Source organism: Streptomyces xanthii, assembly GCF_014621695.1.
In the GTDB taxonomy this organism is placed as follows: Bacteria; Actinomycetota; Actinomycetes; order Streptomycetales; family Streptomycetaceae; genus Streptomyces; species Streptomyces xanthii.
Genome location: NZ_CP061281.1, coordinates 4,994,618 through 5,015,565 on the forward strand (window position 1 = coordinate 4,994,618; position 20,948 = coordinate 5,015,565).

Below are 20,948 nucleotides of genomic sequence, written 5' to 3' on the forward strand. Positions count from 1 at the left end.
TAGATTCCGCGTGAGACTTGGGGAGGTAGGAGTCATGGTGGCTCGCGGCACTCACGGCAGGCGTCCGACCCTCGAGGAGGTCGCGGCCCGGGCCGGCGTCGGCCGGGGCACGGTCTCCCGCGTCATCAACGGCTCGCCGCGGGTCAGCGACCGCACCCGCGCCGCGGTGGAGGAGGCCGTCGCCGAACTCGGCTACGTGCCGAACACGGCGGCCCGCGCCCTCGCCGCCAACCGCACCGACTCCATCGCCGTCGTCGTCCCCGAGGCCGAGTCCCGCTTCTTCTCCGAGCCGTACTTCTCCGGCATGGTCGGCGGCGTCGGCGTGGCCCTCGCCGAGACGAACCTCCAGCTCCTGCTGACCTTCGCCCGCGGCGAGCGCGAACAGGACCGGCTCGCCGCCTATCTGGCCGCCCACCGCGTCGACGGCGTCCTCCTCGTCTCGGTCCACTCGGACGACCCGCTCGCCGACCGGCTGCTCCAGATGGACATCCCCACCGTGATCAGCGGCCCCCGCTCGGCGGACGAGCCGCTGCCCTCCGTCGACACCGACAACTACGCGGGCGCCCGCTCCGCCGTCGACCACCTCGCCGGACGCGGCCGCCGCGCCGTCGCGATCATCACCGGACCGCTCGACGTCTACGGCGCCCAGCGGCGTCTGGCCGGCTACGCGGACCAGCTGGGCGACTCCGGCCTCGAGTACACGGAGGAGCTGGTCGCGTACGGGGACTTCACGGAGGAGGGCGGCCGCCGCTGCATGACCGAGCTGCTCGAACGCCGCCCCGACCTGGACGCCGTCTTCGCCTGCTCCGACCTCATGGCCTCCGGCGCCCGCCAGGTGCTGCGCGAGGCCGGCCGCCGGATCCCCGACGACGTCGCCCTCGTCGGCTTCGACGACTCGGTGATCGCCCGCCACATGGAGCCCGGCCTCACCAGCGTGCGCCAGCCCACCCGCGACATGGGCCGCGCGATGACCGAGCTGCTCCTCGACGAGATCGCGCTGGCCGCCGAGGGGCTGCGCTCCTCGACCCGGCGGCGGGCCGAGCGGCACCTGGTGCTCCCGACGGAACTGGTCGTCCGGGCGTCCTCCTGAAGGAAGGCCCGGTGGAAGGCCCGGAGAAACGCCGAAGGCCCCGGTTCTCTCGAACCGGGGCCTTCGACCCTTCAGGGTGAGTGACGGGACTTGAACCCGCGGCCACCTGGACCACAACCAGGTGCTCTACCAACTGAGCTACACCCACCATGTCCGGTCTTCTGTCGTTCTTCCGACCGGCCGAGAAAAAGTGTACAGGGTCCGAAGGGGTGCTCGCGCCCACCTTTTCCGGCGGGCCTCCGGACCCCGTACACAGGGGCTTACGAGGGACTATTCGGCGGGCAGGACGTGCTTGGCCGCGATGGCCTTCGCCGTGTCCGAGTCCGGGCCGGGCTGCGGGACGAAGATCGCCTCGCGGTAGTAGCGCAGCTCCGCGATGGACTCGCGGATGTCGGCGAGCGCCCGGTGGTTGCCGTTCTTCTCCGGACTGTTGAAGTACGCCCTCGGGTACCAGCGGCGGGCCAGCTCCTTGACCGAGGACACATCGACGATCCGGTAGTGGAGGTAGTCCTCCAGCGTCGGCATGTCACGCAGCAGGAAGCCCCGGTCGGTCCCGACCGAGTTCCCGCACAGCGGGGCCTTGCCCGCGTCCTTGACGTGTTCACGTACGTACGCCAGGACCTGCTCCTCGGCGTCCGCGAGCGTCGTGCCGCCCGCCAGCTCGTCGAGGAGACCCGAGGCGGTGTGCATGTTCCGCACCACCTCGGGCATCTGCTCCAGGGCCTCGTCCGGCGGGCGGATCACGATGTCCACACCGTCGCCCAGTACGTTCAGCTCCGAGTCGGTGACCAGTGCGGCCACCTCGATGAGCGCGTCGTTCGCCAGCGAGAGTCCGGTCATCTCGCAGTCGATCCACACCATGCGATCGTTCATGCGGACAACCCTACGGCCCGGATCTCCTCACCGGCAGACGACGGCTCCTCCTCCTGCTTCTTCCTACGGCGCAGACCTCGGCCCGGGCAGGCCCGCGCGCGAACCGGCGAAGGCCTCCGGACCCGGCGGCAGCGACGCCGCGGCCGCGCCGAGCGCCGAGGGCGCCGGGGCGCCCCGCCGGGACTGACTGGGCACCGGCCCCGGGCCCGCACCCTCCGCACCCGGCATGGAGGCGGCCTCCATCGCCGGCTCGGCCTTGGCACCGGCCGCGACCGGAGCACTCTCGCCCGCCTGCGGTCTGCGCGCCCGGTACGCCGCCCGGTACGCGGCGGGGGACGAGCCCAGCTGACGCCGGAAGTGCCCGCGCAGCGCGACCGGCGAGCGGAAACCGCAGCGTCCGGCGACCTCGTCGACCGAGTAGTCGGAGGTCTCCAGGAGCCGCTGCGCCTGCAGCACCCGCTGGGTGATCAGCCACTGCAGGGGAGCGCTCCCGGTCAGCGAACGGAAACGCCGGTCGAAGGTGCGACGGCTCATATAGGCGCGGGCGGCCAGCGTCTCCACGTCGAACTGCTCGTGGAGGTGCTCCAGGGCCCAGGCGACGACCTCGGCCAGCGGGTCCGCGCCGATCTCCTCTGGTAAAGACCTGTCCAGATAGCGCTCCTGACCGCCACTGCGGCGCGGCGGGACCACCAGGCGGCGGGCGAGCGCACCGGCCGCCTCGTTGCCGTGGTCCGTGCGCACGATGTGCAGGCACAGGTCGATTCCGGCCGCGGTGCCGGCGCTGGTGAGCACGTCGCCGTCGTCGACGAAGAGCTCGCGCGGGTCCACGTGGACCGACGGATAGCGCTTGGCGAGCGTCGGCGCGTACATCCAGTGCGTGGTGGCCGGGCGGCCGTCGAGCAGGCCCGCCGCGGCCAGCACGAACGCGCCGGTGCACAGGCCGACGATGCGGGCGCCCTCCTCGTGGGCGCGGCGCAGCGCGTCCAGCGCCTCCTCCGGCGGCGGCGAGGTGATCGAGCGCCAGGCCGGCACGACGACCGTGCCCGCCCGCGCGATCGCCTCGAGGCCGTGCGGCGCGGTGAGTTCGAGTCCGCCCGTGGTCCGCAGGGGACCGTCTTCGCCGGCGCACACGAGCAACCGGTACCGCGGAACTCCGGCGTCCTGGCGGTCGATCCCGAACACGGAGAGCGGAATGGAACTTTCGAAGATGGGTCCGCCGCTGAACAGCAGCACTGCGACGATCTCGCGTCGCCGCCGCCCCGACAGCTTGCGGGCCGTCGTCTCGGGCGCGGTGGTGGAGTCGTGGCTCATCCTGCTAAGCCCCCCTCGGTGATCGCGGCTCCCTCAATACTCTGACGGGCTGTTCGCTCCTGCACGTTTCCCCTCGGTCCTGCACGAAGTCCCCCGCCGCCTACTGATCAGACAGTCATGATCGAATCTACTGTGTCCGGTGGTGCCGTCGTGACCAGTTAAAGACCTGGCAGATTGTCGACATGGCAACTTGGCGTGAAGCATTCGATCACGAAGCGTCGCACTCGGGGGCGCCGCTGGGAAGTGCGCCTCCGTCCAGTGGCCGGTCCCTGTAGGGCGCATGGGGCGCCCACGGCCCTGTCGGCCCTGGTGGAACGGGGGTTGGAAGCGGCCTCGGGCAAGGGGTGAGGGCCCGGCTGAAGTTGGCTGAAAATCTACGGGGTCGCGTACGGAATCCAGTCAGTCCCCCGGCGTGCACCGGCCCGCTCGCGGGGCGCCCCCGCGCGCCCCCGCCCCGGGCCGGCGGGAGGGGTGCCGGAGCGAACAGTGTTGTTCACTGTGCAACTGTGCGGCACCGCTTTCCGCCACCCGCCGTTCGGTGCGCCCGAGGAGGACCCGGCAGGCCGCCGTCACGGCGGTCAGACCGAGCGCGGCGCCGGCCGCGCCCGCATGCCGGCCGCCGTATCCGATGAGCGCGAGCGGCACCAGGACGCAGCTGAACACCGCCCAGCGGGCGCGGGTGGTCGGTCCGGGCACGGAGTCCTCCCTGTCCTGATCTGTCCGGGTCCTGTCGGGGTCTGTCCGGGGTGTGCGGTCCGCGAGTTCCAACGCGCGGCCGGGGTCCCGGTCACTTGATCCGGCCGCCACGGGGGCCACAAGGGTGCGCAAACCGCCTGTACGGGGCAGCAACCATTGCCATACGGGCGAGGGCTCGTGCATGCTCCCTGGAACACGCCGCGGAGCGTGGAGAAGGGCTGGCCTGGGCGCGGGCCGGAGTCTGGGCAGAGGAGGAGTGTCGCCGTACCCTTGGGGGTATGGGGTTGGGAAGATGATTCCCGGACACAGCTCCGCCGATCGTTGTCGTCCCCTCTACAGAGGCCCACGAGGTACACGCCGAGACACTCATGGCCGGTCACGAATTTTCCGAACCCGAAGGCCGCAAGCGCCAGGTCGCCGATCCCACCACGACCCCGCGTGCGGCGGAAGAGACACGTCATCCCTGTGATCCCGCGTTCAAGCACGGGGTGGTCGTCGGGTTCGACGGCTCGACGTCCAGCGAGCGGGCCCTCGCGTACGCGATCGGCATGGCCCACCGTTCCGGCTCCGGCCTGATCATCGTGCACGTGGCGAACCGGCTGCCCACGACCGTGTGGGCGGGGTGCGAACCGCCGGTGTTCGTCGACGTCCCCGATCACCGCACCGAGGTCCTCGGGCTCGAGCTCGCGTGCGCGGACTATCTCTCCGAGGTGCCCTGGATCCTCGTCGAGCGCGGTGGCGACATCTGCCACGAGCTGGAGGAGGTCGGGCACGAGTACTCCGCCGACGCGATCGTCGTGGGTTCCACCCACGGGCTCGTCGGGCGGATCTTCGGCTCGGTCGCGGGGCGGCTCGCGCGGCGCGCGCAGCGTCCCGTCGTCGTCATTCCCTGAACCGGCCGCGGAGCCAGGGCTTCTGACCTCTCGTCAACTCCCCTTGCCGCACCGTGAAATGCCGCGAACCTACTGACGCGTAGAGGTGCTTTGTGCCCTTGTGAAGGGTACATACCGGTCGCTGGACTTCTGTGTCTGTTCGAAGGGAGCCCGCTGTGGACAATGACGTCTCCGCGGGAAGCACGGCGACCGCCCCGTCCGTCTCGACGCTCGGTCAACTCGCCCTGGGTCTCACTCTGTTGGCTTTCGGTATCGGTCACACCCGGGTGATCGACGGTGTCACGGCGGCCGACGCCGTGTCGATCGCGACGTACCTGGGCGGCATCGCCCTGTTCGTCGCCGGCCTGTTCGCGCTGCGGCGCGACGACGGCCTCACGGGCACGGCGTTCGCCGGGCTCGGTGCGTTCTGGTTCACGTGGGGGGTCGGCGCCGGTGACGCCGTCTCCGCCAACGCCGTGGGCCTGTTCCTGCTCCTGTTCGCCCTCCTCGCGCTCACGCTGACGCTCGCCGCCGGTGGGGCGGGGACGTTCGTGCGGGGCACGTACGGGGCGATGTTCGTGGCGCTCGTGCTGCTGGCCCTCGCGGAGTTCGGTGACTCCTCGGGGCTCGCGAAGGCGGGCGGCTGGGTCGCGGTCCTCGCCGGAGTGCTCGCCTGGTACGGGGCGACGGCGCCGGTGGCCGGGCTGCGGATGGCGTGGCCCGGGCGTGGACGTGCTGCCGGCCGGGGGGTGACGGCCGCCGGCTGACAGCGGGGCGGGGCCGGGGCGCTGGGCACGCCCCGGCCCCGCCGGTCGAACGGGTTCCTCCGGGTTGGGCTGGGAGGGGCCCGTTCGTCGTGGCTGCTCTTTCGTGGCCGGGCGCGAGAAGTCCCACCCGGCCGCGGGTGCGGGTGAGGCGTTCCCACCCGCGGCGCGTCGGCTACTCGACCGTGACGGACTTCGCCAGGTTGCGGGGCTTGTCGATGTCGCGGCCCATGGCGAGAGCCGTGTGGTACGCGAGGAGCTGGAGCGGGATGCCCATGAGGATCGGGTCGAGCTCGTCCTCGTTCTTCGGGACGACGATCGTGTGGTCGGCCTTCGCCTGCGGCTGGTGCGCGACCGCGAGGATGCGGCCGCTGCGGGCCTTGATCTCCTCGAGGGCGGCGCGGTTCTTCTCCAGCAGGTCGTCGTCGGGGACGATCGCGACGGTCGGCAGGGCCGGCTCGATGAGCGCGAGCGGGCCGTGCTTCAGCTCGGAGGCCGGGTACGCCTCGGCGTGGATGTAGGAGATCTCCTTCAGCTTGAGGGAGGCCTCCAGGGCGACGGGGTAGCCCCGGACGCGGCCGATGAACATCATCGACTGGGCGCCCGCGTACTGCTCGGCGATCTTCTTGATCTCGTCCTCGGACTCGAGGATCTCCTGGATCTGCGCGGGCAGCTTGCGCAGGCCCTCGATGATCCGCTTGCCGTCGGTCACCGACAGGTCGCGGATGCGGCCGAGGTGCAGGGCGAGCAGTGCGAACGCGGTCACCGTGTTGGTGAAGCACTTGGTGGAGACGACGCAGACCTCGGGGCCGGCGTGCACGTACATGCCGCCGTCGGCCTCGCGGGCGATCGCGGAGCCCACGACGTTCACGACGCCGAGGACGCGGGCGCCCTTGCGCTTGAGCTCCTGGACCGCGGCCAGCACGTCGTAGGTCTCACCGGACTGGGAGACGGCGATGTAGAGGGTGTCGGGGTCCACGACCGGGTTGCGGTAGCGGAACTCCGAGGCCGGCTCGGCGTCGGCGGGGATGCGGGCCATGGACTCGATGAGCCCGGCGCCGATGAGGCCGGCGTGGTACGAGGTGCCGCAGCCGAGGATCTTGATGCGGCGGATGGTGCGGGCCTCGCGGGCGTCGAGGTTCAGGCCGCCCAGGTGGACCGTGGAGAAGCGGTCGTCGATCCGGCCGCGCAGCACGCGGTCGACCGCGTCGGGCTGCTCGGAGATCTCCTTGTGCATGTACGTGTCGTGGCCGCCCATGTCGTAGGAGGCGGCCTCCCACTCCACGGTCTCCGGGGTGGCCGTCGTGGACGTGCCGGAGGTCGTGTACGTGCGGAAGTCGTCGGCCTTCAGGGTGGCCATCTCGCCGTCGTTCAGGGTGACGACCTGGCGGGTGTGGGCGATGAGGGCCGCGACGTCGGAGGCGACCAGCATCTCCTTCTCGCCGATGCCGAGGATGACCGGGGAGCCGTTGCGGGCCACCACGATGCGGTCGTTGAAGTCGGCGTGCATGACGGCGATGCCGTAGGTGCCCTCGATGACCTTGAGCGCCTCGCGGACCTTCTCCTCCAGGGTGGCGGCCTGGGAGCGGGCGATGAGGTGGGTGATGACCTCGGTGTCGGTCTCGGAGGCGAAGACGACGCCCTCGGCCTCCAGCTTGGCGCGGAGCTCCTGGGCGTTGTCGACGATGCCGTTGTGGACGACGGCGACCTTGTTCTCGGGGTCCAGGTGCGGGTGCGAGTTGATGTCGCTCGGGGCGCCGTGGGTGGCCCAGCGGGTGTGGGCGATGCCGGTGGTGCCGGTGAAGCGCTTGGGGACCTTGGCCTCCAGGTCGCGGACCCGGCCCTTGGCCTTGACCATCTTCAGGCCGGTGGCCTTCGGGCTGGTGATGACCAGGCCCGCGGAGTCGTAGCCGCGGTACTCCAGGCGCTGCAGCCCCTCCAGGAGGAGCGGGGCGACGTCACGCTTGCCGATGTAGCCGACAATTCCGCACATAAGTTCTGAGAATCCCCTCTGGTCGGCCGGTTCAGCCGTAGACGATGCGGCGCAGCTGACGGAGCGAGAGCTCCGGCGGTGCGACCGCCCGGTACGGCAGATCGGCCAGGATCTGTTCGAAGATCGCCGCGTTCACCTGGCCCTGGGCCTGGAGTTCGCGGTGGCGGCGGCGGACGTAGTCCTCCGCCGACTCGTCGAAGTAGGCGAGCACGTCCTGGATCACCCGCAGCGCCTCGCCCCGGCTGAGGGGCGTGCTGCGTGTCAGATGATCGACAAGTTCCTCGTGCACCCGACAGATCCTGGGGGACGGTGGAGGCTTTCGCAAGAAATCTGCCCGCTTTCGGGCAAGGGTCACACCGGATCCGGTGCGGAATTGCCCCTTCCGGGGCGCTTGGGGTGGAAGTGGTCAAGCTTTGAAGGACGGCATGCCGCCTGTTCGGCCCGCGTTCATCCGGCGTATCCGGCCGGGAAAGTCGCCCCCAGCAACTTTCTCGGCATGGACATTCCCCGTATGGGCGTACCCGCCGAGCTCGCCGACCGGTCCCTCGCCGAGCAGCACGAGTACCTGCGCTCCCGCTTCTCGCGCCGCACGATGATCCGCGGCGGCGCCGTCACCCTCGGTGCGGTCGCCGGCGGTGTCTTCGTCCCCGGGCCCGCGCAGGCCGCGACCCCGGCCGCCGCCCGCGCCGACCGGCCCGCCGCCGAGCAGGTGGACGGCGCCCTCGTCGCCCCGTTCGGCCGTCACCTCTCCTACGGGGACGACCCGCGCACCGAGATGACCGTCTCCTGGCAGGTGCCGGCCCCCGTCCGCGATCCGTACATCCGCATCGGCGCGCACGCCGGCGAGCTGTCCCGGAAGATCCCGGCCGAGGTGCGCGCGCTGTACACGCCGGCGGGTGTCGGCACGAGCGCCGACCACACCCAGTACTACGTCCACGCCAAGCTGACCCGCCTCAAGCCCGGCCGCACGTACTACTACGGTGTCGGCCACCGGGGCTTCGACCCGGCCTCGCCGAGGTTCGCCGGCACGATCGGGACCTTCACGACGGCCCCGGCCCGCGCCGAGGCCTTCACCTTCACGGCCTTCGGCGACCAGGGCGTCAGCTACCACGCCCTCGCCAACGACAACCTGATCCTCGCCCAGGGCCCCTCCTTCCACCTCCACGCCGGGGACATCGCGTACGCGGACCCGTCCGGGCAGGGGAAGACCACGGACACCTTCGACGCGCGGACCTGGGACCAGTTCCTCGCCCAGACCGAGACCGTCGCCAAGTCCGTGCCGTGGATGGTCTCCTACGGCAACCACGACATGGAGGCCTGGTACGCGCCGCACGGCTACGGCAGCCAGCAGGCCCGGTTCGCGCCGCCTGGCAACGGGCCCGACCCCGAGAACCTGCCCGGCGTCTACTCCTTCGTGCACGGCAACACGGCCGTCATCTCCCTCGACGCCAACGACGTCTCCTGGGAGATCCCGGCCAACCTCGGTCTGTCCGGCGGCACGCAGACCACCTGGTTCGAGGGTCAGCTCAAGAAGTTCCGGGCCGCCGGGTCGGGGATCGACTTCATCGTCGTGTTCTTCCACCACTGCGCCTACTGCACGGCGAGCGCGCACGCCTCGGAGGGCGGGGTGCGCAAGGAGTGGGTGCCGCTGTTCGACAAGTACACCGTCGACCTGGTGATCAACGGGCACAACCACGTGTACGAGCGGTCCGACGTGCTCAAGGGGGACAAGGTCGCCAAGGAGCTGCCGATCGGCGGGACCGTGTATCCGGAGACCGAGGGGGTCGTGTACGTGACCGCGGGGGCGGCGGGGAAGAGCCTGTACGCGTTTCCCGTGGCCGACACGTATGCGGGGCACGAGGTGGACGTCGATCCGTTCGCCTCGTACGTCGGGGAGGCCGACGGGGGGAAGCGGGCCGTGACCGTGGACTGGTCCCGGGTGCGGTATACCAACTACTCGTTCCTGCGGGTCGACGTGCGGCCCGCGGGGGTCGGGCGGACCGCCACGCTCACGGTTCGGGGGGTTGCGGAGAGCGGGGCGGAGGTCGATCGGTTCGTGGTGGCGCGGCGCGTCCGCTGAGACCGGGTGCGGCGCCCCGCCGCAGGGGCTCGGGATCGTCGCCGGGTGCGGCCCGGTGGGGCTTCTCGCGCCCCGTGACGGATTCGCTGATCGGGTTCAGCCCCGCGCCCCTGGAAGGCACGCTCCGCGTGCCCCCAGGGGCCGGGCGGGACCGGCTACTTCACCAGGCGGGTCAGGCGTTGGTGGGTGATGTGGGTGATCTGGGTCAGGGCCTCTTCCCGTTCCGCGGGGGTGGGGCGGGCGGTTCTGGTGCGGAGTTCCTCGAGGACCGTTTCCTTGTCGCGGCCGCGGACCGCGAGGATGAAGGGGAAGCCGTGGGCCTCGCGGTAGGCGCGGTTGAGGGTCGTCATCTCCTCGACCTCGGCCGCGGAGAGGGAGTCGAGCCCCGCGCTCTTCTGCTCGCCCGTCGAGTCGTCCGTCATCGTGCCGGCCCGCGCCTCGGAACCGGCCAGCTCCGGGTGGCCGTTGAGGAAGGCGAGGACGCGCTCGGCGGGGGCCGCGCGGACGACGTCGGTCATCGCCGCGTGGAGGGCCTCGGCGTCGGCGAGGGGGAGGCGGGCGTGGGCCTCCTCGGCGACCCAGGCGGCGTGCTCGAAGATGCCGCCGAGGGCCGCGACGAACTCCTCGCGGGTCATCGCGTTGACATCGGTCAGGGTGAGGCGGGAGGTGTCCTGCGTGGTCATGCGGGCTGCTCCGTGAGGTCGTTCGTGGTGGGGACCGGGGTCGTCGTGTTCGTCCGGAAGGGCGGGACGAACTTCAGGATCATGAGGGCGGCGCAGATCTCGACCGCCGCCACGATGAACAGCCCGAGGCTGAGGTTGCCGGTGCTGTCCTTGACGGCGCCGAGCAGGTACGGGGCGCCGAACCCGGCGAGGTTCGCCATGGAGTTGATGAGGGCGACGCCGCCCGCCGCCGCGCCGCCGGCGAGGAACCAGTTGGGCATCTGCCAGAAGACGGGGATGGCGCTCATGGTGCCGACGACGGCGAGGCCGAGGGCGATCAGCGTGCCGATGGCGCTGACGTTCAGGAGCAGGCCCGCCGCGGCCAGGGAGGCCGCGCCGAGGGTGACGGCGGTGGCGGTGTGCCAGCGGGACTCACCGGACCGGTCGCAGTGCAGCCCGTTGAGGATCATGCCGATGCCGCCGGCCAGGTTGACGGCCGCCATGATCCAGCCGATCGCCAGCGGGTCCTCGAACCCGACCTCCTGGACCAGGGTCGGGCCGAAGAAGGTCAGCGCGGAGTTCGCCGAGATGACACAGAAGAAGATGGCGATGAACTGCCAGATCCGGCCCGACTTCAGGGACTGGAGCATGCTGTGCTCGCGGCCCTCGACCGCGCTGTCGTCGGCGGCGAGGTCCGCCGCGATCGCCTCGCGCTCCTCGACGGTGAGCCACGTGGCCTGGTGCGGACGGTCCGTCAGGTAGAACCAGACGACGAAGCCGGCCAGCACCGACGGGGTGCCCTCCACGATGAACACCCACTGCCAGCCGTTGAGGCCGCTGACCCCGTCGAACGTGTTCATGATCCACCCGGCGAGCGGGCCGCCGAGGACACCGGCGAACGCGGAGGCGGACATGAAGGTGCCGAACGCCTTCGCGCGGCGCTTGGCCGGGAACCAGTAGGTCAGGTACAGGATGATCCCGGGGTAGAAGCCGGCCTCGAACACGCCCAGCAGGAACCTGAGGGAGTAGAAGACCGCCGGGGTCGTCGCGAAGACCATCGCGACACTGGTCAGACCCCAGCCGATCGTGATCCGCATCAGGGTCTTCTTCGCCCCGATCTTCTGGAGCAGCAGGTTGCTCGGCACCTCGAAGAGGAAGTAGCCGATGAAGAAGATTCCGGCACCGAGGCCGTAGACCGCCTCGCTCCAGCCCAGATCCTCCGTCATCGTCAGCTTCACGAAGCCGATGTTGACGCGGTCGATCCAGGCGAGCGTCCACAGGATCATCAGGAACGGCAGCAGCCGGAGGAAGACCTTGCGGTAGATGGGGTCCAGTGGCGCCTTCGCGCCCGAAATGTCTTGCGTGCTCCCCATGACGTCTCCCTTGATCGTGAACAGGGGGGTCTCGCATCGCAGCGAATCGCAGCGGCCCCGGTGGTCTGACGAGGCTTCACTTCCGCATTACGGAAAGTGACTTCCGCTGAGTGGCCTAAGAATGGAGCGTTGGTATACCGCTGTCAAGGCTTCGCTTTCCGGTCACCGGGACGGCCGTGATCGGCGCGGACGGCTCTCAACCCCGCCTGGAAACATGCGTGTTGGATGCAGTTATGCGTCCGTGTCCGCCCGGCGGCCGGAACGCGTCCATCCGGATGACGACGAGTGGTCTACACCTTGACCGGTTCAGTGGTGAGCGGGAGGGTACGCAGGGTGACCTGCCGGTCGCTCCACCGCACGACGAACACCGCCATCGCATCCGTCGGAAGGGATCGTCCCGTGAGGAAGCGCCACAGATCGACTCGCGCCCTGCTGGGCTCGCTGCTGCTGGTCGCCGCCGGGGCCGGCGCGTTCAGCGCGGGGCCTGCCGCCGCGGCGCCGAGTGCCGCCGGGCCCACGCCACTCGGCCGCATCGTGCCCGCGCCCGCCTCGGTGACGCCGGGCGCCACCCCGTACGAGATCACCGCGAAGACGCGGATCCGGGTGGACGAGCGCTCGGCCGACGCGCGCCGGATCGGCGGGTACCTCGCCGGGCTGCTGAGGCCCGCCACCGGGTACGCGCTGCCCGTCACCGACACCGCCGCCGGTGACGGCATCCGCCTCGAAGTGAGCGAGCAGGACACCGAACTGGGCGCCGAGGGATACCGGCTGACCAGCGACGGGGACTCCGTCACCGTCGTCGCGCACGAGGCGGCGGGACTGTTCCACGGCGTGCAGACGCTCCGTCAGCAACTGCCCGCGAGAGTCGAGGCCGACAGCCCGCAGCCCGGCCCGTGGCTCGTCGCCGGCGGCACCGTCCAGGACACCCCGCGCTACGCGTGGCGCGGCGCGATGCTCGACGTGTCCCGGCACTTCTTCACCGTCGAGCAGGTCAAGCGGTACATCGACCAGCTCGCCCTCTACAAGGTCAACAAGCTGCACCTGCACCTGAGCGACGACCAGGGCTGGCGCATCGCCGTCGACTCCTGGCCGAAGCTCGCCGAGTACGGCGGCTCCACCCAGGTGGGCGGCGGCCCCGGCGGCTTCTACACCAAGGCGCAGTACAAGGACATCGTCCGGTACGCGGCCTCCCGCTACCTGGAGGTCGTGCCCGAGATCGACATGCCGGGCCACACGAACGCGGCCCTCGCCTCCTACGCCGGCCTCAACTGCGACGGCGTCGCACCCCCGCTGTACACCGGCACGAACGTCGGCTTCAGCTCCCTGTGCGTCAACAAGGAGATCACCTACGACTTCGTCGACGACGTCGTCCGGGAGCTCGCCGCGATCACACCCGGCAGGTACCTCCACATCGGCGGCGACGAGGCGCACTCCACCAGCCACGCGGACTACGTGAAGTTCATGGAGCGGGTCCAGCCGATCGTCGCCAAGTACGGGAAGACCGTGGTCGGCTGGCACCAGCTGACCGGGGCCACCCCGGCCGAGGGCGCGCTCGCCCAGTACTGGGGCCTGGACCGCACGAGCGACGCCGAGAAGGCGCAGGTCGCGAACGCGGCGAAGAACGGCACGGGGATCATCCTGTCGCCGGCCGACCGCACCTACCTCGACATGCAGTACACCAAGGACACCCCGCTCGGCCTGCACTGGGCCGGATACGTCGAGGCGCAGCGCTCCTACGACTGGGACCCCGCCGACTACCTGCCGGGAGCCCCGAGTTCGGCGATCCGCGGCGTCGAGGCGCCGATGTGGTCGGAGACCCTGTCCACGTCCGCGCACCTCGACTACATGGCGTTCCCGAGGCTGCCCGGCGTCGCGGAGCTCGGCTGGTCGCCGGCCGCCACCCACGACTGGGACACGTACAAGGTGAGGCTCGCCGAGCAGGCTCCCCGCTGGGAGGCCCTCGGCATCGGCTACTACAAGTCGCCCCAGGTCCCGTGGTCCGCGCGCTGACACGAACCTGAGCGCGGGCAGCCGGAAGGGGCTCGGGAGGACCGTCTCCCGAGCCCCTCGTCCATGAGGCCGGCCGGCCGAGGGTCAGGCGATCGGGTTCGCCAGATCGCCGACCAGCTGGAGCGCGCCCGACGGGTCCGCCAGATCCACCATCTGCTGGTTGTTCCGCAGCTGGAGCCGGTTCAGGCAGGACAGCGCGAACGTCGGCGCGAACATGTCGAACCGGGCGAACTTCTCGGCCAGTTGGGGCGTCGACTCCTGGTACTCGCGCACACAGTCGGCGACCGCCGCCCAGAACGTGTCCTCGTCCAGGACGCCGTCCGTGACCAGGTTCGCCGCGAGGAAGCGGAAGAAGCAGTCGAAGACGTCCGTGAAGATCGACAGCAGTTTCATGTCGTCCGGGACCTCGGCCCGGACCCGCTCCACCGCCGGCGGCAGCACCGCGTCCGGGTCCATCACCGCGATCTCCTCGGCGATGTCCTTGAAGATCGCCCGCACGACCACGCCCCGCTCGTCCAGGACCAGGATCGTGTTCTCGCCGTGCGGCATGAACACCAGGTCGTAGGCGTAGAAGCTGTGCAGCAGCGGGGTCAGGTACGCCTTCAGGTACGGCTTCAGCCACTCCCGCGGTGTCAGGCCCGAGCCCTCGATCAGGGCGCCCGCGAACGAGCGGCCCGCCCGGTCCGTGTGCAGCAGCGACGCCATCGTGGCGAGCCGCTCGCCCTCGCCGAGCGAGTCCACGGGGGACTCGCGCCACAGAGCGGCCAGCATCTTGCGGTACGGCGAGTACCGGTCGGTGGCACCCTCGTACTCCAGGTGCCGGTAGCCGACGGCCGCGCGCTCGCGGATGATCGTCAGACCCGTGTCCTTGAGGACCTCGTCGTTGTCGATCAGCTGCGCCAGCCAGTCGTTGATCGCCGGGGTCGCCTCCATGTACGCCGCCGACAGGCCGCGCATGAAGCCCATGTTGATCACCGAGAGCGCCGTCTTCACGTAGTGCTTCTCGGGGGACGTCGTGTTGAAGAACGTACGGATCGACTGCTGCGCGAGGTACTCGTCGTCGCCCTCGCCCAGGCACACCAGGCGCTGCTGGGCGACCTCGGCGGCGAAGGTGACGGACAGCTTGTTCCACCACTGCCACGGGTGCACCGGCATCAGCAGGTAGTCGGCGGGGTCGAGGCCCTTTCCGCGCAGCGTCGCGTCGAAGCGGGCCAGCGTCTCCTCGCCCAGCTCGGCGCGGAGGAACTCCTCGTGGTCGATGCCGGCGCCCGCCGTGAACGCCGCCCGCTCGCGGGTCGCGGCCAGCCAGACGAGCCGTACGGGGCTCGCCGCCTCCGGCGCGTACGAGAGGTACTCGTGGATGCCGAAGCCGAGCCGCCCGTTGTTCGCGACGAAGCACGGGTGGCCCTCGGTCATGCCCGTCTCGATGTCCTGGAACGAGCCGGACGCGGCCAGCTCGCGCGCGGACACGTCCGGCTGCGTCAGTTTGAAGCAGGTGCCGGACAGGGTGGAGGAGATCTCCTCCAGGTAGACCGGCAGGATCGCGTCGGACAGGCCGAGCGCGTCCTTGAACTCGGTGAAGAACTGCAGGGCGTCCAGCGGAAGTTCGGCGCCGTGGCGGTGGCGGGTGATGCTGTCGGCGGCCACCTGCCAGTGCTCCAGGCGCAGCCGGCGCGCCGCGAACCGGTACTCGGTGGCGCCGTCGTCGGAGCGCACGCGGAAGCCGCCGGCGTCCAGCGGCTCGGGGGTCAGCAGACGCTCGTGGCTGAACTCGGCGAGCGCCTTGCGGACCAGGAGGCGGTTGGCCTCGGCCCAGCGCTCGGGGGACAGGTGCGCGACGGTGTCGGCGATCGTCATGCGCGGGTGCTCCTTCCGGTGGCCCGCTCGAACTGCTCGCGCGTGCAGAAGCTGAGCAGCGCCTTCTTCTCCGGCTTGTCGATCTCGCGCTCCGGCACGAAACCGACGGCCTCGTTCAGGGCGTGCACCGCCGTGTTGCGGACATCGGGCTCGACGACGACGCGCCGGGCGGCCGGGTCCTCGAACAGGTGGGCCATGACCGCGGTGATCACGGCGCGGGTGAAGCCCGGTATCCGTATCTCGGAGGGCGCGGTCAGGAAGTGCATACCGACGTCGCCCGGCAGCGGCTCGTACAGGCCGACGAGCTCGACGTGCGCCGGGTCGTAGCGCTCCATGAGGAACGCGGGCTCCCCGTCGTGCAGACCGAGAAACGCGTCGTGGTGCTCGGCCGCCGCGATCGCCATGTACTCGCGCTCGACGTCCTGCAGTTTCGCGTCCTGCATCATCCAGAACGCGGCCTTCGGGTCGGTGACCCAGCGGTGCAGCAGCTCGCTGTCGCTGCGCGGGTCGAGCGGGCGCAGGGTCAGCGCGCCGACGGTGGCCGTGGTGCTCATGCTGCTCGTGCTCATACGGCGAACTCCTGGAAGGCGATGGTCTTCTCGACGGGGTAGTACTCGGTGCCGAGCAGCTCGCCGATGATGTAGCTGTTGCGGTAGGCGCCCATGCCCAGGTCGGGGCTGGTGATCGAGTGGGTGTGCACGCCCGCGTTCTGCAGGAAGATGCCGCGCCCGGTGGTGTCGATCGAGTAGTTGCGGGCGACGTCGAAGCGGCCGCGCCCGTCGCGCCGGATGCGGTCCTCGACGGGGGCGAGGAAGGCCGGCGTCTCGTACTTGTAGCCGGTGGCGAGGATCAGGCCCTCGGTGCGCAGCTCGAAGTCCTTGTCCTGCTCCTCCTGGTGCAGGTCGAGGGTGTACGTGCCGTTCTCGTGCCGGGCGCCGGTGAGCGCGGAGTTGGTGAGGAGCCGCGTCGGTACGGGCCCGTCGAGGCCCTTCTGGTAGAGCAGGTCGAAGATGGCGTCGATCAGCTCGCCGTCGATGCCCTTGAACAGGCCCTTCTGCCGCTCCTCCAGCGTGTACCGCTTCTGCTCGGGCAGCGCGTGGAAGTAGTCGATGTAGTCCGGGGACGTCATCTCCAGCGTGAGCTTGGTGTACTCCAGCGGGAAGAAGCGCGGCGATCTGGTGACCCAGTTCAGCCGGTAGCCGTGGACGTCGATCTCGCTGAGCAGGTCGTAGTAGATCTCGGCGGCCGACTGCCCGCTGCCGACCAGCGTGATCGAGTCCTTCTTCTGGAGCTCGCTCTTGTGCTGCATGTAGCGGGAGTTGTGGATGACGCCGTCGCCGCCGAGGTCCCGGGCGGCCTCGGGGATGTGCGGCGGGGTGCCGGTGCCGAGGACCAGGCGCGGGGCGCGGTACGTGTCGCCGTCCTCCGTGCGGACCGCGTAGAGGCCGTCGCCCTCGTCGTACGTGACCTCGGTGACGGTCGTCGAGAAGCGGACGGAGCGCAGTTTCGCGGCGGCCCAGCGGCAGTAGTCGTTGTACTCGACGCGCAGCGGGTAGAAGTTCTCGCGGATGTAGAAGGAGTACAACCGCCCCGATTCCTTCAGGTAGTTGAGGAAGGAGTAGGGGGAGGTCGGGTCGGCGAGGGTGACCAGGTCCGACATGAACGGGGTCTGCAGGTGGGCCCCGTCGAGGAACATGCCCGAGTGCCACTCGAAGTCCGGCTTGGACTCCAGGAAGACCCCGTTCAGCTCGGCTATCGGCTCGGTCAGGCAGGCGAGGCCGAGGTTGAAGGGGCCGAGCCCGATCCCGATGAAGTCGAGACGGTCATGGGGTTCAGGAAGCGCGGTCAAGGGTGTCTCCCAGGTACTGCTCGGCGTGGCCGGCGATGAGGTCGAGGACGGCCGTCAGGTCGTCGAGGGTCGTCTCGGGGTTGAGCAGGGTGAACTTCAGGTACTGGCGGTCGCCCACCTTGGTGCCCGCGACGACGGCGTCGCCGGAGGCGAACAGGGCCTTGCGGGCGTAGAGGTTGGCGCGGTCGATCTCGGCCGGGTCGGTGACGGCGGCCGGGACGTAGCGGTAGACGAGCGTGGACAGCTGGGGCTCGACGACCACGTCGAAGCGCGGGTCGGCGGCCAGCAGCTCCCAGCCGCGCCGGGCCAGGTCGCAGACCTCGTCGAAGAGGCTGCCGATGCCGTCGGCGCCCATCACGCGCAGGGTCATCCACAGTTTGAGGGCGTCGAAGCGGCGGGTGGTCTGCAGGGACTTGTCGACCTGGTTGGGGATGCGCTCGGCGACGGTGCGGCGCGGGTTGAGGTACTCCGCGTGGTAGGTCGCGTGCCGCAGGGTGGCCCGGTCGCGGACCAGGACGGCGCTCGAACTCACCGGCTGGAAGAAGGACTTGTGGTAGTCGACGGTGACGGAGTCGGCGCGCTCGATGCCGTCGAGCCGGTCGCGGTGCTTCGGCGACACGAGCAGTCCGCAGCCGTAGGCGGCGTCGACGTGCATCCAGGTGCCGTACCGGTCGCACAGTGCGGCGATCTCGGGCAGCGGGTCGATGGAGCCGAAGTCGGTGGTGCCGGCGGTCGCGACGACGGCCATGGGGACGAGCCCGTCCTTGCGGCAGCGCTCCATCTCGGCGGCGAGCGCGAGGGTCTGCATCCGCTTGGTGCGGTCGACCGGGATCGGGACGACGGCCTGCGGGGGCAGGCCCAGCAGCGACGCGGACTTCTGGACGCTGAAGTGGGCGGCCTCGGAGGCGAAGACGCGCAGCCGGTCCAGGGAGTCCGTCTTGGCCTCCTGGCGGGCCATGAGCAGCGCCTGGAGGTTGGACTGCGAGCCGCCGGAGGTGAACACGCCGTCGGCGGTGGGGCCGAGGCCGATCCGGGCGGCGGTCCAGTCGACGAGTTTGCGCTCGATCAGGGTGCCGCCGGCCGACTGGTCCCAGGTGTCCAGGGAGGAGTTGACGGCCGACAGGATCGCCTCGCCGAGCACGGCCGGGATGACGACCGGGCAGTTGAGGTGGGCGAGGTAGCGGGGGTGGTGGAAGTAGACGGCGTCGCGCAGGTAGACGTCCTGGAGCTCGTCGAGCACCGCGATGGTGTCGTGGAGCGGGGCGTCGAGGTCGACAGCGTCGATGGCCGGGGCGAGGGCGTCGGGCGTGACGCCGGTGAACGGCCGGGTGGTGGTGGCGAGTTGGGCCGCCACCCGCTCGACTCCCTCGGTCACGGAGCTGCGGTACAGCTCCGCGGTCGTGTCATTGAGCAGGTGCGAGCGCATGGACGGTTCCTCCGGGTGGGGAAGGAGTGGGAGGTGGAGCGAGGGCGACGAAGAGGGCGGGGCCGCTCACTCGTACTTAGGTTAGCCTAACCTAAGTTGAGTGTGCGACCCCGCCCTCTCCTTTTGGCGCGATCAGCCCTACGTGTCGGCCGGTTGCTCGCGCAGGGCGTCCTCGCTCAGCCCGCGCTTCCAGTACCCGACGAACGTCACCGCCCGCTTGTCGTAGCCGCGCTCGCGCACGAGATGGCGGCGCAGCTCCCGCATGGTCCCGGACTCGCCGGCCAGCCAGGCGTACGGGCGTGCCGCTTCGGGGAGTTCGGCCGCGCGGACGGCGTCGAGGGCCGTGGGGGAGTCCTCGTCGCGCACGAGCCAGGTCACGTGCGCGTCGGCGGCCGTCGTGACGGGCTGGACGTCGCCGCGGTGCGGGACCTCCAGCCATACGTGGGCGGTGACCGAGGCGGGCAGCCAGGCGAGGACGCCGAGCGCGGCCGGTACGGCGGTCTCGTCGCCCCACATGACGATGTGGTCGAAGTCCTCGTGCGGGCGGCAGCGCACGGCGGTGTTGTCGGCGACCGCAGGACCGAGCACGACGACCCGGTCGCCGGGGCGCGCGGTGTCGGCCCAGGCGCAGGCGGGGCCGATCGTGGCGGGATCCCCGCCGTGCAGCACGAAGTCGATGTCGACCTCCTGCTCCGGCTCGCGGCGCTGACCGCTCAGCGTGTACGAGCGCATGACGGCCCGTACGTCGTCGGGCAGCGCGCGGAACGCGGCGTGCCAGGCGCGGCCGTCGTCACCCGGTTCGGGGACCGGCAGCACGGGGGCGCCTTGGCCCGGGTGCGGCAGGAAGAGGGAGAGGGACTGGTCCCGGCCGCCGCCGTGGAAGGCGTCGAGCTCGGGGCCGGTGAAGGTGACCCGGAGCAGCGACGGGCCGAGCCGCCGGGTCCGTGTCACCTCCAGATCGAAGAATCGGAACGGGGTCACGGTGGGCGTCTCGGCCGTCGCGGTCATGGGATCAGGACACCTTCTTCGCCGTCTCGATGGCCTTCGCGAGGTTCTCCAGGAGCGGGGCGCACTTGTCGTAGGACAGGATCGGCTCGGGGGAGCGGGGGATGACCTGGCCGGCCTTGACCGCGGGCAGCTTCTTCCAGGTCGCCTCTTCGATGGCGTCGGGCTGGATGGCCTGGGCGCGGTCGTCCATCATGATGATGTCGGCCTTGTGCTTGTCGACGTTCTCCCAGCTCAGGTTCTCGAACCAGCCGCCGGACGCCTTCTTCGCGGCCTCCGTGGGCTCCACGAAGTTCACGCCGAGGGACTTGAAGTACTCCAGGTCGATGGAGAGGTCCGTGCCGGACACGTAGAAGATGTCGGCGCTCGCCGAACCGGCCAGGACCTTGATGTCGGGGTGGGCCTTCGCGGCCTTGCGCAGGCGGGCGGCGGCGTCCTCGAAACGCTTCTTCGCCGCGACGACCTTCTCGGCCTTCAGGTCGGCGCCGAGCGACTCGGCCAGCGCGTACATGCGCTGCAGCGGCTGGTCCAGCTTGCGGTCGAACACGGAGATGCCGGCGCTCGGGGCGAGCTTGGCGATCTTCTTCGCGGACTCCTCCGGGACGTACCAGAGGGTGCCGGCGGCGTCGAACATGGTGGTGATCAGCACGTCGGGAGCGAGGCTCGCGTACTTCTCGATGTTGAACTGGCCCCACTCGTTGCCGATGACCGTCACCTTGGAGACGTCCATGTCGCCGGCCTGCACGTCGGGCTTGCCGCCCTTGACCGTGGTCGGGCCGAACACGCCCTTGACCTGGATGCCGTAGTCGTACAGGGCGGCGCCGACGCCGGTGAACGCGACGATGTTCGCCGGGATCTTGTCGAGCTTCACGGTCGTGCCGCGGTCGTCCTTGAACGACCACGGCCCGGAGCCCTTCTTCCCGGCACTCGAGCCACCGCCCGCCGAGCCTTTCTCGTCGCCGCACGCGGCGAGCGCGGCACCGAGGCCGAGGGCACCGCCGACGGCGAGGATGCCGCGGCGGGTGGGGCGGGACAGACGGACTTCGGTCATCACGGGCTGCTTTCGGACATGCCGGATCTACGGCCG

The 20,948-nt window shown here is 70.4% G+C and carries 18 protein-coding genes and 1 tRNA gene; 5 read left to right on the plus strand and 14 right to left on the minus strand.

The features are described from left to right. Positions 1 to 34 precede the first annotated feature (34 nt). Entirely contained in the window at positions 35 to 1,090 is a 1,056-nt protein-coding gene (locus IAG42_RS22620) for a LacI family DNA-binding transcriptional regulator (protein ID WP_188338778.1), read from the plus strand. A gap of 75 nt (positions 1,091 to 1,165) precedes the next feature. Here IAG42_RS22620 and IAG42_RS22625 read toward each other — a convergent pair. From IAG42_RS22625 to IAG42_RS22640, 4 genes are all read right to left on the minus strand, one after another. After that, positions 1,166 to 1,238, minus strand: a tRNA-His gene (locus IAG42_RS22625). Between the two features lie 122 nt (positions 1,239 to 1,360). Continuing rightward, entirely contained in the window at positions 1,361 to 1,963 is a 603-nt protein-coding gene (gene orn, locus IAG42_RS22630) for an oligoribonuclease (RefSeq protein ID WP_188338779.1), read from the minus strand. Positions 1,964 to 2,026: 63 nt separating this feature from the next. Further along, positions 2,027 to 3,274, minus strand: coding sequence for a helix-turn-helix domain-containing protein (locus tag IAG42_RS22635; RefSeq protein ID WP_188338780.1), 1,248 nt, complete (start codon positions 3,272 to 3,274; stop codon positions 2,027 to 2,029). 399 nt (positions 3,275 to 3,673) lie between these two features. Then, positions 3,674 to 3,970 carry a hypothetical protein gene (locus IAG42_RS22640; protein WP_188338781.1) on the minus strand — a complete coding sequence of 99 codons (297 nt, stop codon included), beginning with the start codon at positions 3,968 to 3,970 and terminating at the stop codon, positions 3,674 to 3,676. Between the two features lie 368 nt (positions 3,971 to 4,338). On the opposite strand from IAG42_RS22640, the gene IAG42_RS22645 reads away from it, so the two are divergent. Further along, on the plus strand, positions 4,339 to 4,863 hold the full coding sequence (locus tag IAG42_RS22645) for a universal stress protein (RefSeq protein WP_188338782.1): 525 nt from the start codon (positions 4,339 to 4,341) through the stop codon (positions 4,861 to 4,863). A 155-nt stretch (positions 4,864 to 5,018) separates the two neighbouring features. Next, a complete protein-coding gene (locus tag IAG42_RS22650) occupies positions 5,019 to 5,609 on the plus strand; it encodes a GPR1/FUN34/YaaH family transporter (protein WP_188338783.1) in 591 nt (196 codons plus the stop codon). Between the two features lie 172 nt (positions 5,610 to 5,781). On the opposite strand, the gene glmS is transcribed toward IAG42_RS22650, so the two are convergent. Both glmS and IAG42_RS22660 read right to left on the minus strand, forming a co-directional pair. After that, a complete protein-coding gene (gene glmS, locus IAG42_RS22655) occupies positions 5,782 to 7,599 on the minus strand; it encodes a glutamine--fructose-6-phosphate transaminase (isomerizing) (protein ID WP_188338784.1) in 1,818 nt (605 codons plus the stop codon). A gap of 31 nt (positions 7,600 to 7,630) precedes the next feature. Next, entirely contained in the window at positions 7,631 to 7,888 is a 258-nt protein-coding gene (locus tag IAG42_RS22660) for a hypothetical protein (RefSeq protein WP_188338785.1), read from the minus strand. A gap of 207 nt (positions 7,889 to 8,095) precedes the next feature. Between IAG42_RS22660 and IAG42_RS22665 the strand changes: the two genes are divergently transcribed. Then, entirely contained in the window at positions 8,096 to 9,679 is a 1,584-nt protein-coding gene (locus IAG42_RS22665) for a purple acid phosphatase family protein (RefSeq protein WP_188338786.1), read from the plus strand. 155 nt (positions 9,680 to 9,834) lie between these two features. Here the strand turns inward: IAG42_RS22665 and uraD are convergent, their stop codons facing one another. Both uraD and IAG42_RS22675 read right to left on the minus strand, forming a co-directional pair. Continuing rightward, on the minus strand, positions 9,835 to 10,362 hold the full coding sequence (gene uraD, locus IAG42_RS22670; protein ID WP_188338787.1) for a 2-oxo-4-hydroxy-4-carboxy-5-ureidoimidazoline decarboxylase: 528 nt from the start codon (positions 10,360 to 10,362) through the stop codon (positions 9,835 to 9,837). Beyond that, the gene (locus tag IAG42_RS22675; protein ID WP_188338788.1) at positions 10,359 to 11,714 is read right to left on the minus strand and encodes an MFS transporter; all 1,356 of its coding nucleotides are present in this window, start codon (positions 11,712 to 11,714) and stop codon (positions 10,359 to 10,361) included. Before IAG42_RS22675 ends, uraD begins: the two co-directional genes overlap by 4 nt. 399 nt (positions 11,715 to 12,113) lie before the next feature. On the opposite strand from IAG42_RS22675, the gene IAG42_RS22680 reads away from it, so the two are divergent. Continuing rightward, entirely contained in the window at positions 12,114 to 13,724 is a 1,611-nt protein-coding gene (locus IAG42_RS22680; protein ID WP_188338789.1) for a beta-N-acetylhexosaminidase, read from the plus strand. A gap of 84 nt (positions 13,725 to 13,808) precedes the next feature. On the opposite strand, the gene IAG42_RS22685 is transcribed toward IAG42_RS22680, so the two are convergent. The 6 genes from IAG42_RS22685 to IAG42_RS22710 all read right to left on the minus strand — a co-directional run bounded on the left by IAG42_RS22685 (position 13,809) and on the right by IAG42_RS22710 (position 20,912). Next, a complete protein-coding gene (locus IAG42_RS22685; RefSeq protein WP_188338790.1) occupies positions 13,809 to 15,581 on the minus strand; it encodes an IucA/IucC family protein in 1,773 nt (590 codons plus the stop codon). After that, positions 15,578 to 16,150 (minus strand): GNAT family N-acetyltransferase, encoded by a 573-nt coding sequence (locus IAG42_RS22690; RefSeq protein WP_223206124.1) that lies wholly within the window; start codon positions 16,148 to 16,150, stop codon positions 15,578 to 15,580. Before IAG42_RS22690 ends, IAG42_RS22685 begins: the two co-directional genes overlap by 4 nt. Then, on the minus strand, positions 16,147 to 17,430 hold the full coding sequence (locus tag IAG42_RS22695) for a lysine N(6)-hydroxylase/L-ornithine N(5)-oxygenase family protein (RefSeq protein ID WP_188338791.1): 1,284 nt from the start codon (positions 17,428 to 17,430) through the stop codon (positions 16,147 to 16,149). Before IAG42_RS22695 ends, IAG42_RS22690 begins: the two co-directional genes overlap by 4 nt. After that, positions 17,414 to 18,856 carry a lysine decarboxylase DesA gene (desA, locus tag IAG42_RS22700; RefSeq protein ID WP_188338792.1) on the minus strand — a complete coding sequence of 481 codons (1,443 nt, stop codon included), beginning with the start codon at positions 18,854 to 18,856 and terminating at the stop codon, positions 17,414 to 17,416. Before desA ends, IAG42_RS22695 begins: the two co-directional genes overlap by 17 nt. A gap of 138 nt (positions 18,857 to 18,994) precedes the next feature. Further along, positions 18,995 to 19,864 (minus strand): siderophore-interacting protein, encoded by an 870-nt coding sequence (locus IAG42_RS22705; RefSeq protein WP_188338793.1) that lies wholly within the window; start codon positions 19,862 to 19,864, stop codon positions 18,995 to 18,997. 4 nt (positions 19,865 to 19,868) lie between these two features. Next, positions 19,869 to 20,912 (minus strand): ABC transporter substrate-binding protein, encoded by a 1,044-nt coding sequence (locus IAG42_RS22710; protein ID WP_188338794.1) that lies wholly within the window; start codon positions 20,910 to 20,912, stop codon positions 19,869 to 19,871. Between the last annotated feature and the right edge of the window lie 36 nt (positions 20,913 to 20,948).

Excerpts from the sequence above, each read along its gene's own strand:
- IAG42_RS22675 (WP_188338788.1), bottom strand. The coding sequence starts at position 11,714 with ATGGGGAGCACGCAAGACATTTCGGGCGCGAAGGCGCCACTGGACCCC.
- IAG42_RS22690 (WP_223206124.1), bottom strand. The coding sequence starts at position 16,150 with ATGAGCACGAGCAGCATGAGCACCACGGCCACCGTCGGCGCGCTGACC.
- IAG42_RS22685 (WP_188338790.1), bottom strand. The coding sequence starts at position 15,581 with ATGACGATCGCCGACACCGTCGCGCACCTGTCCCCCGAGCGCTGGGCC.
- IAG42_RS22705 (WP_188338793.1), bottom strand. The coding sequence starts at position 19,864 with ATGACCGCGACGGCCGAGACGCCCACCGTGACCCCGTTCCGATTCTTC.
- glmS (WP_188338784.1), bottom strand. The coding sequence starts at position 7,599 with ATGTGCGGAATTGTCGGCTACATCGGCAAGCGTGACGTCGCCCCGCTC.
- IAG42_RS22620 (WP_188338778.1), top strand. The coding sequence starts at position 35 with ATGGTGGCTCGCGGCACTCACGGCAGGCGTCCGACCCTCGAGGAGGTC.
- uraD (WP_188338787.1), bottom strand. The coding sequence starts at position 10,362 with ATGACCACGCAGGACACCTCCCGCCTCACCCTGACCGATGTCAACGCG.
- IAG42_RS22710 (WP_188338794.1), bottom strand. The coding sequence starts at position 20,912 with ATGACCGAAGTCCGTCTGTCCCGCCCCACCCGCCGCGGCATCCTCGCC.
- orn (WP_188338779.1), bottom strand. The coding sequence starts at position 1,963 with ATGAACGATCGCATGGTGTGGATCGACTGCGAGATGACCGGACTCTCG.
- IAG42_RS22635 (WP_188338780.1), bottom strand. The coding sequence starts at position 3,274 with ATGAGCCACGACTCCACCACCGCGCCCGAGACGACGGCCCGCAAGCTG.
- IAG42_RS22645 (WP_188338782.1), top strand. The coding sequence starts at position 4,339 with ATGGCCGGTCACGAATTTTCCGAACCCGAAGGCCGCAAGCGCCAGGTC.
- desA (WP_188338792.1), bottom strand. The coding sequence starts at position 18,856 with ATGCGCTCGCACCTGCTCAATGACACGACCGCGGAGCTGTACCGCAGC.
- IAG42_RS22665 (WP_188338786.1), top strand. The coding sequence starts at position 8,096 with ATGGACATTCCCCGTATGGGCGTACCCGCCGAGCTCGCCGACCGGTCC.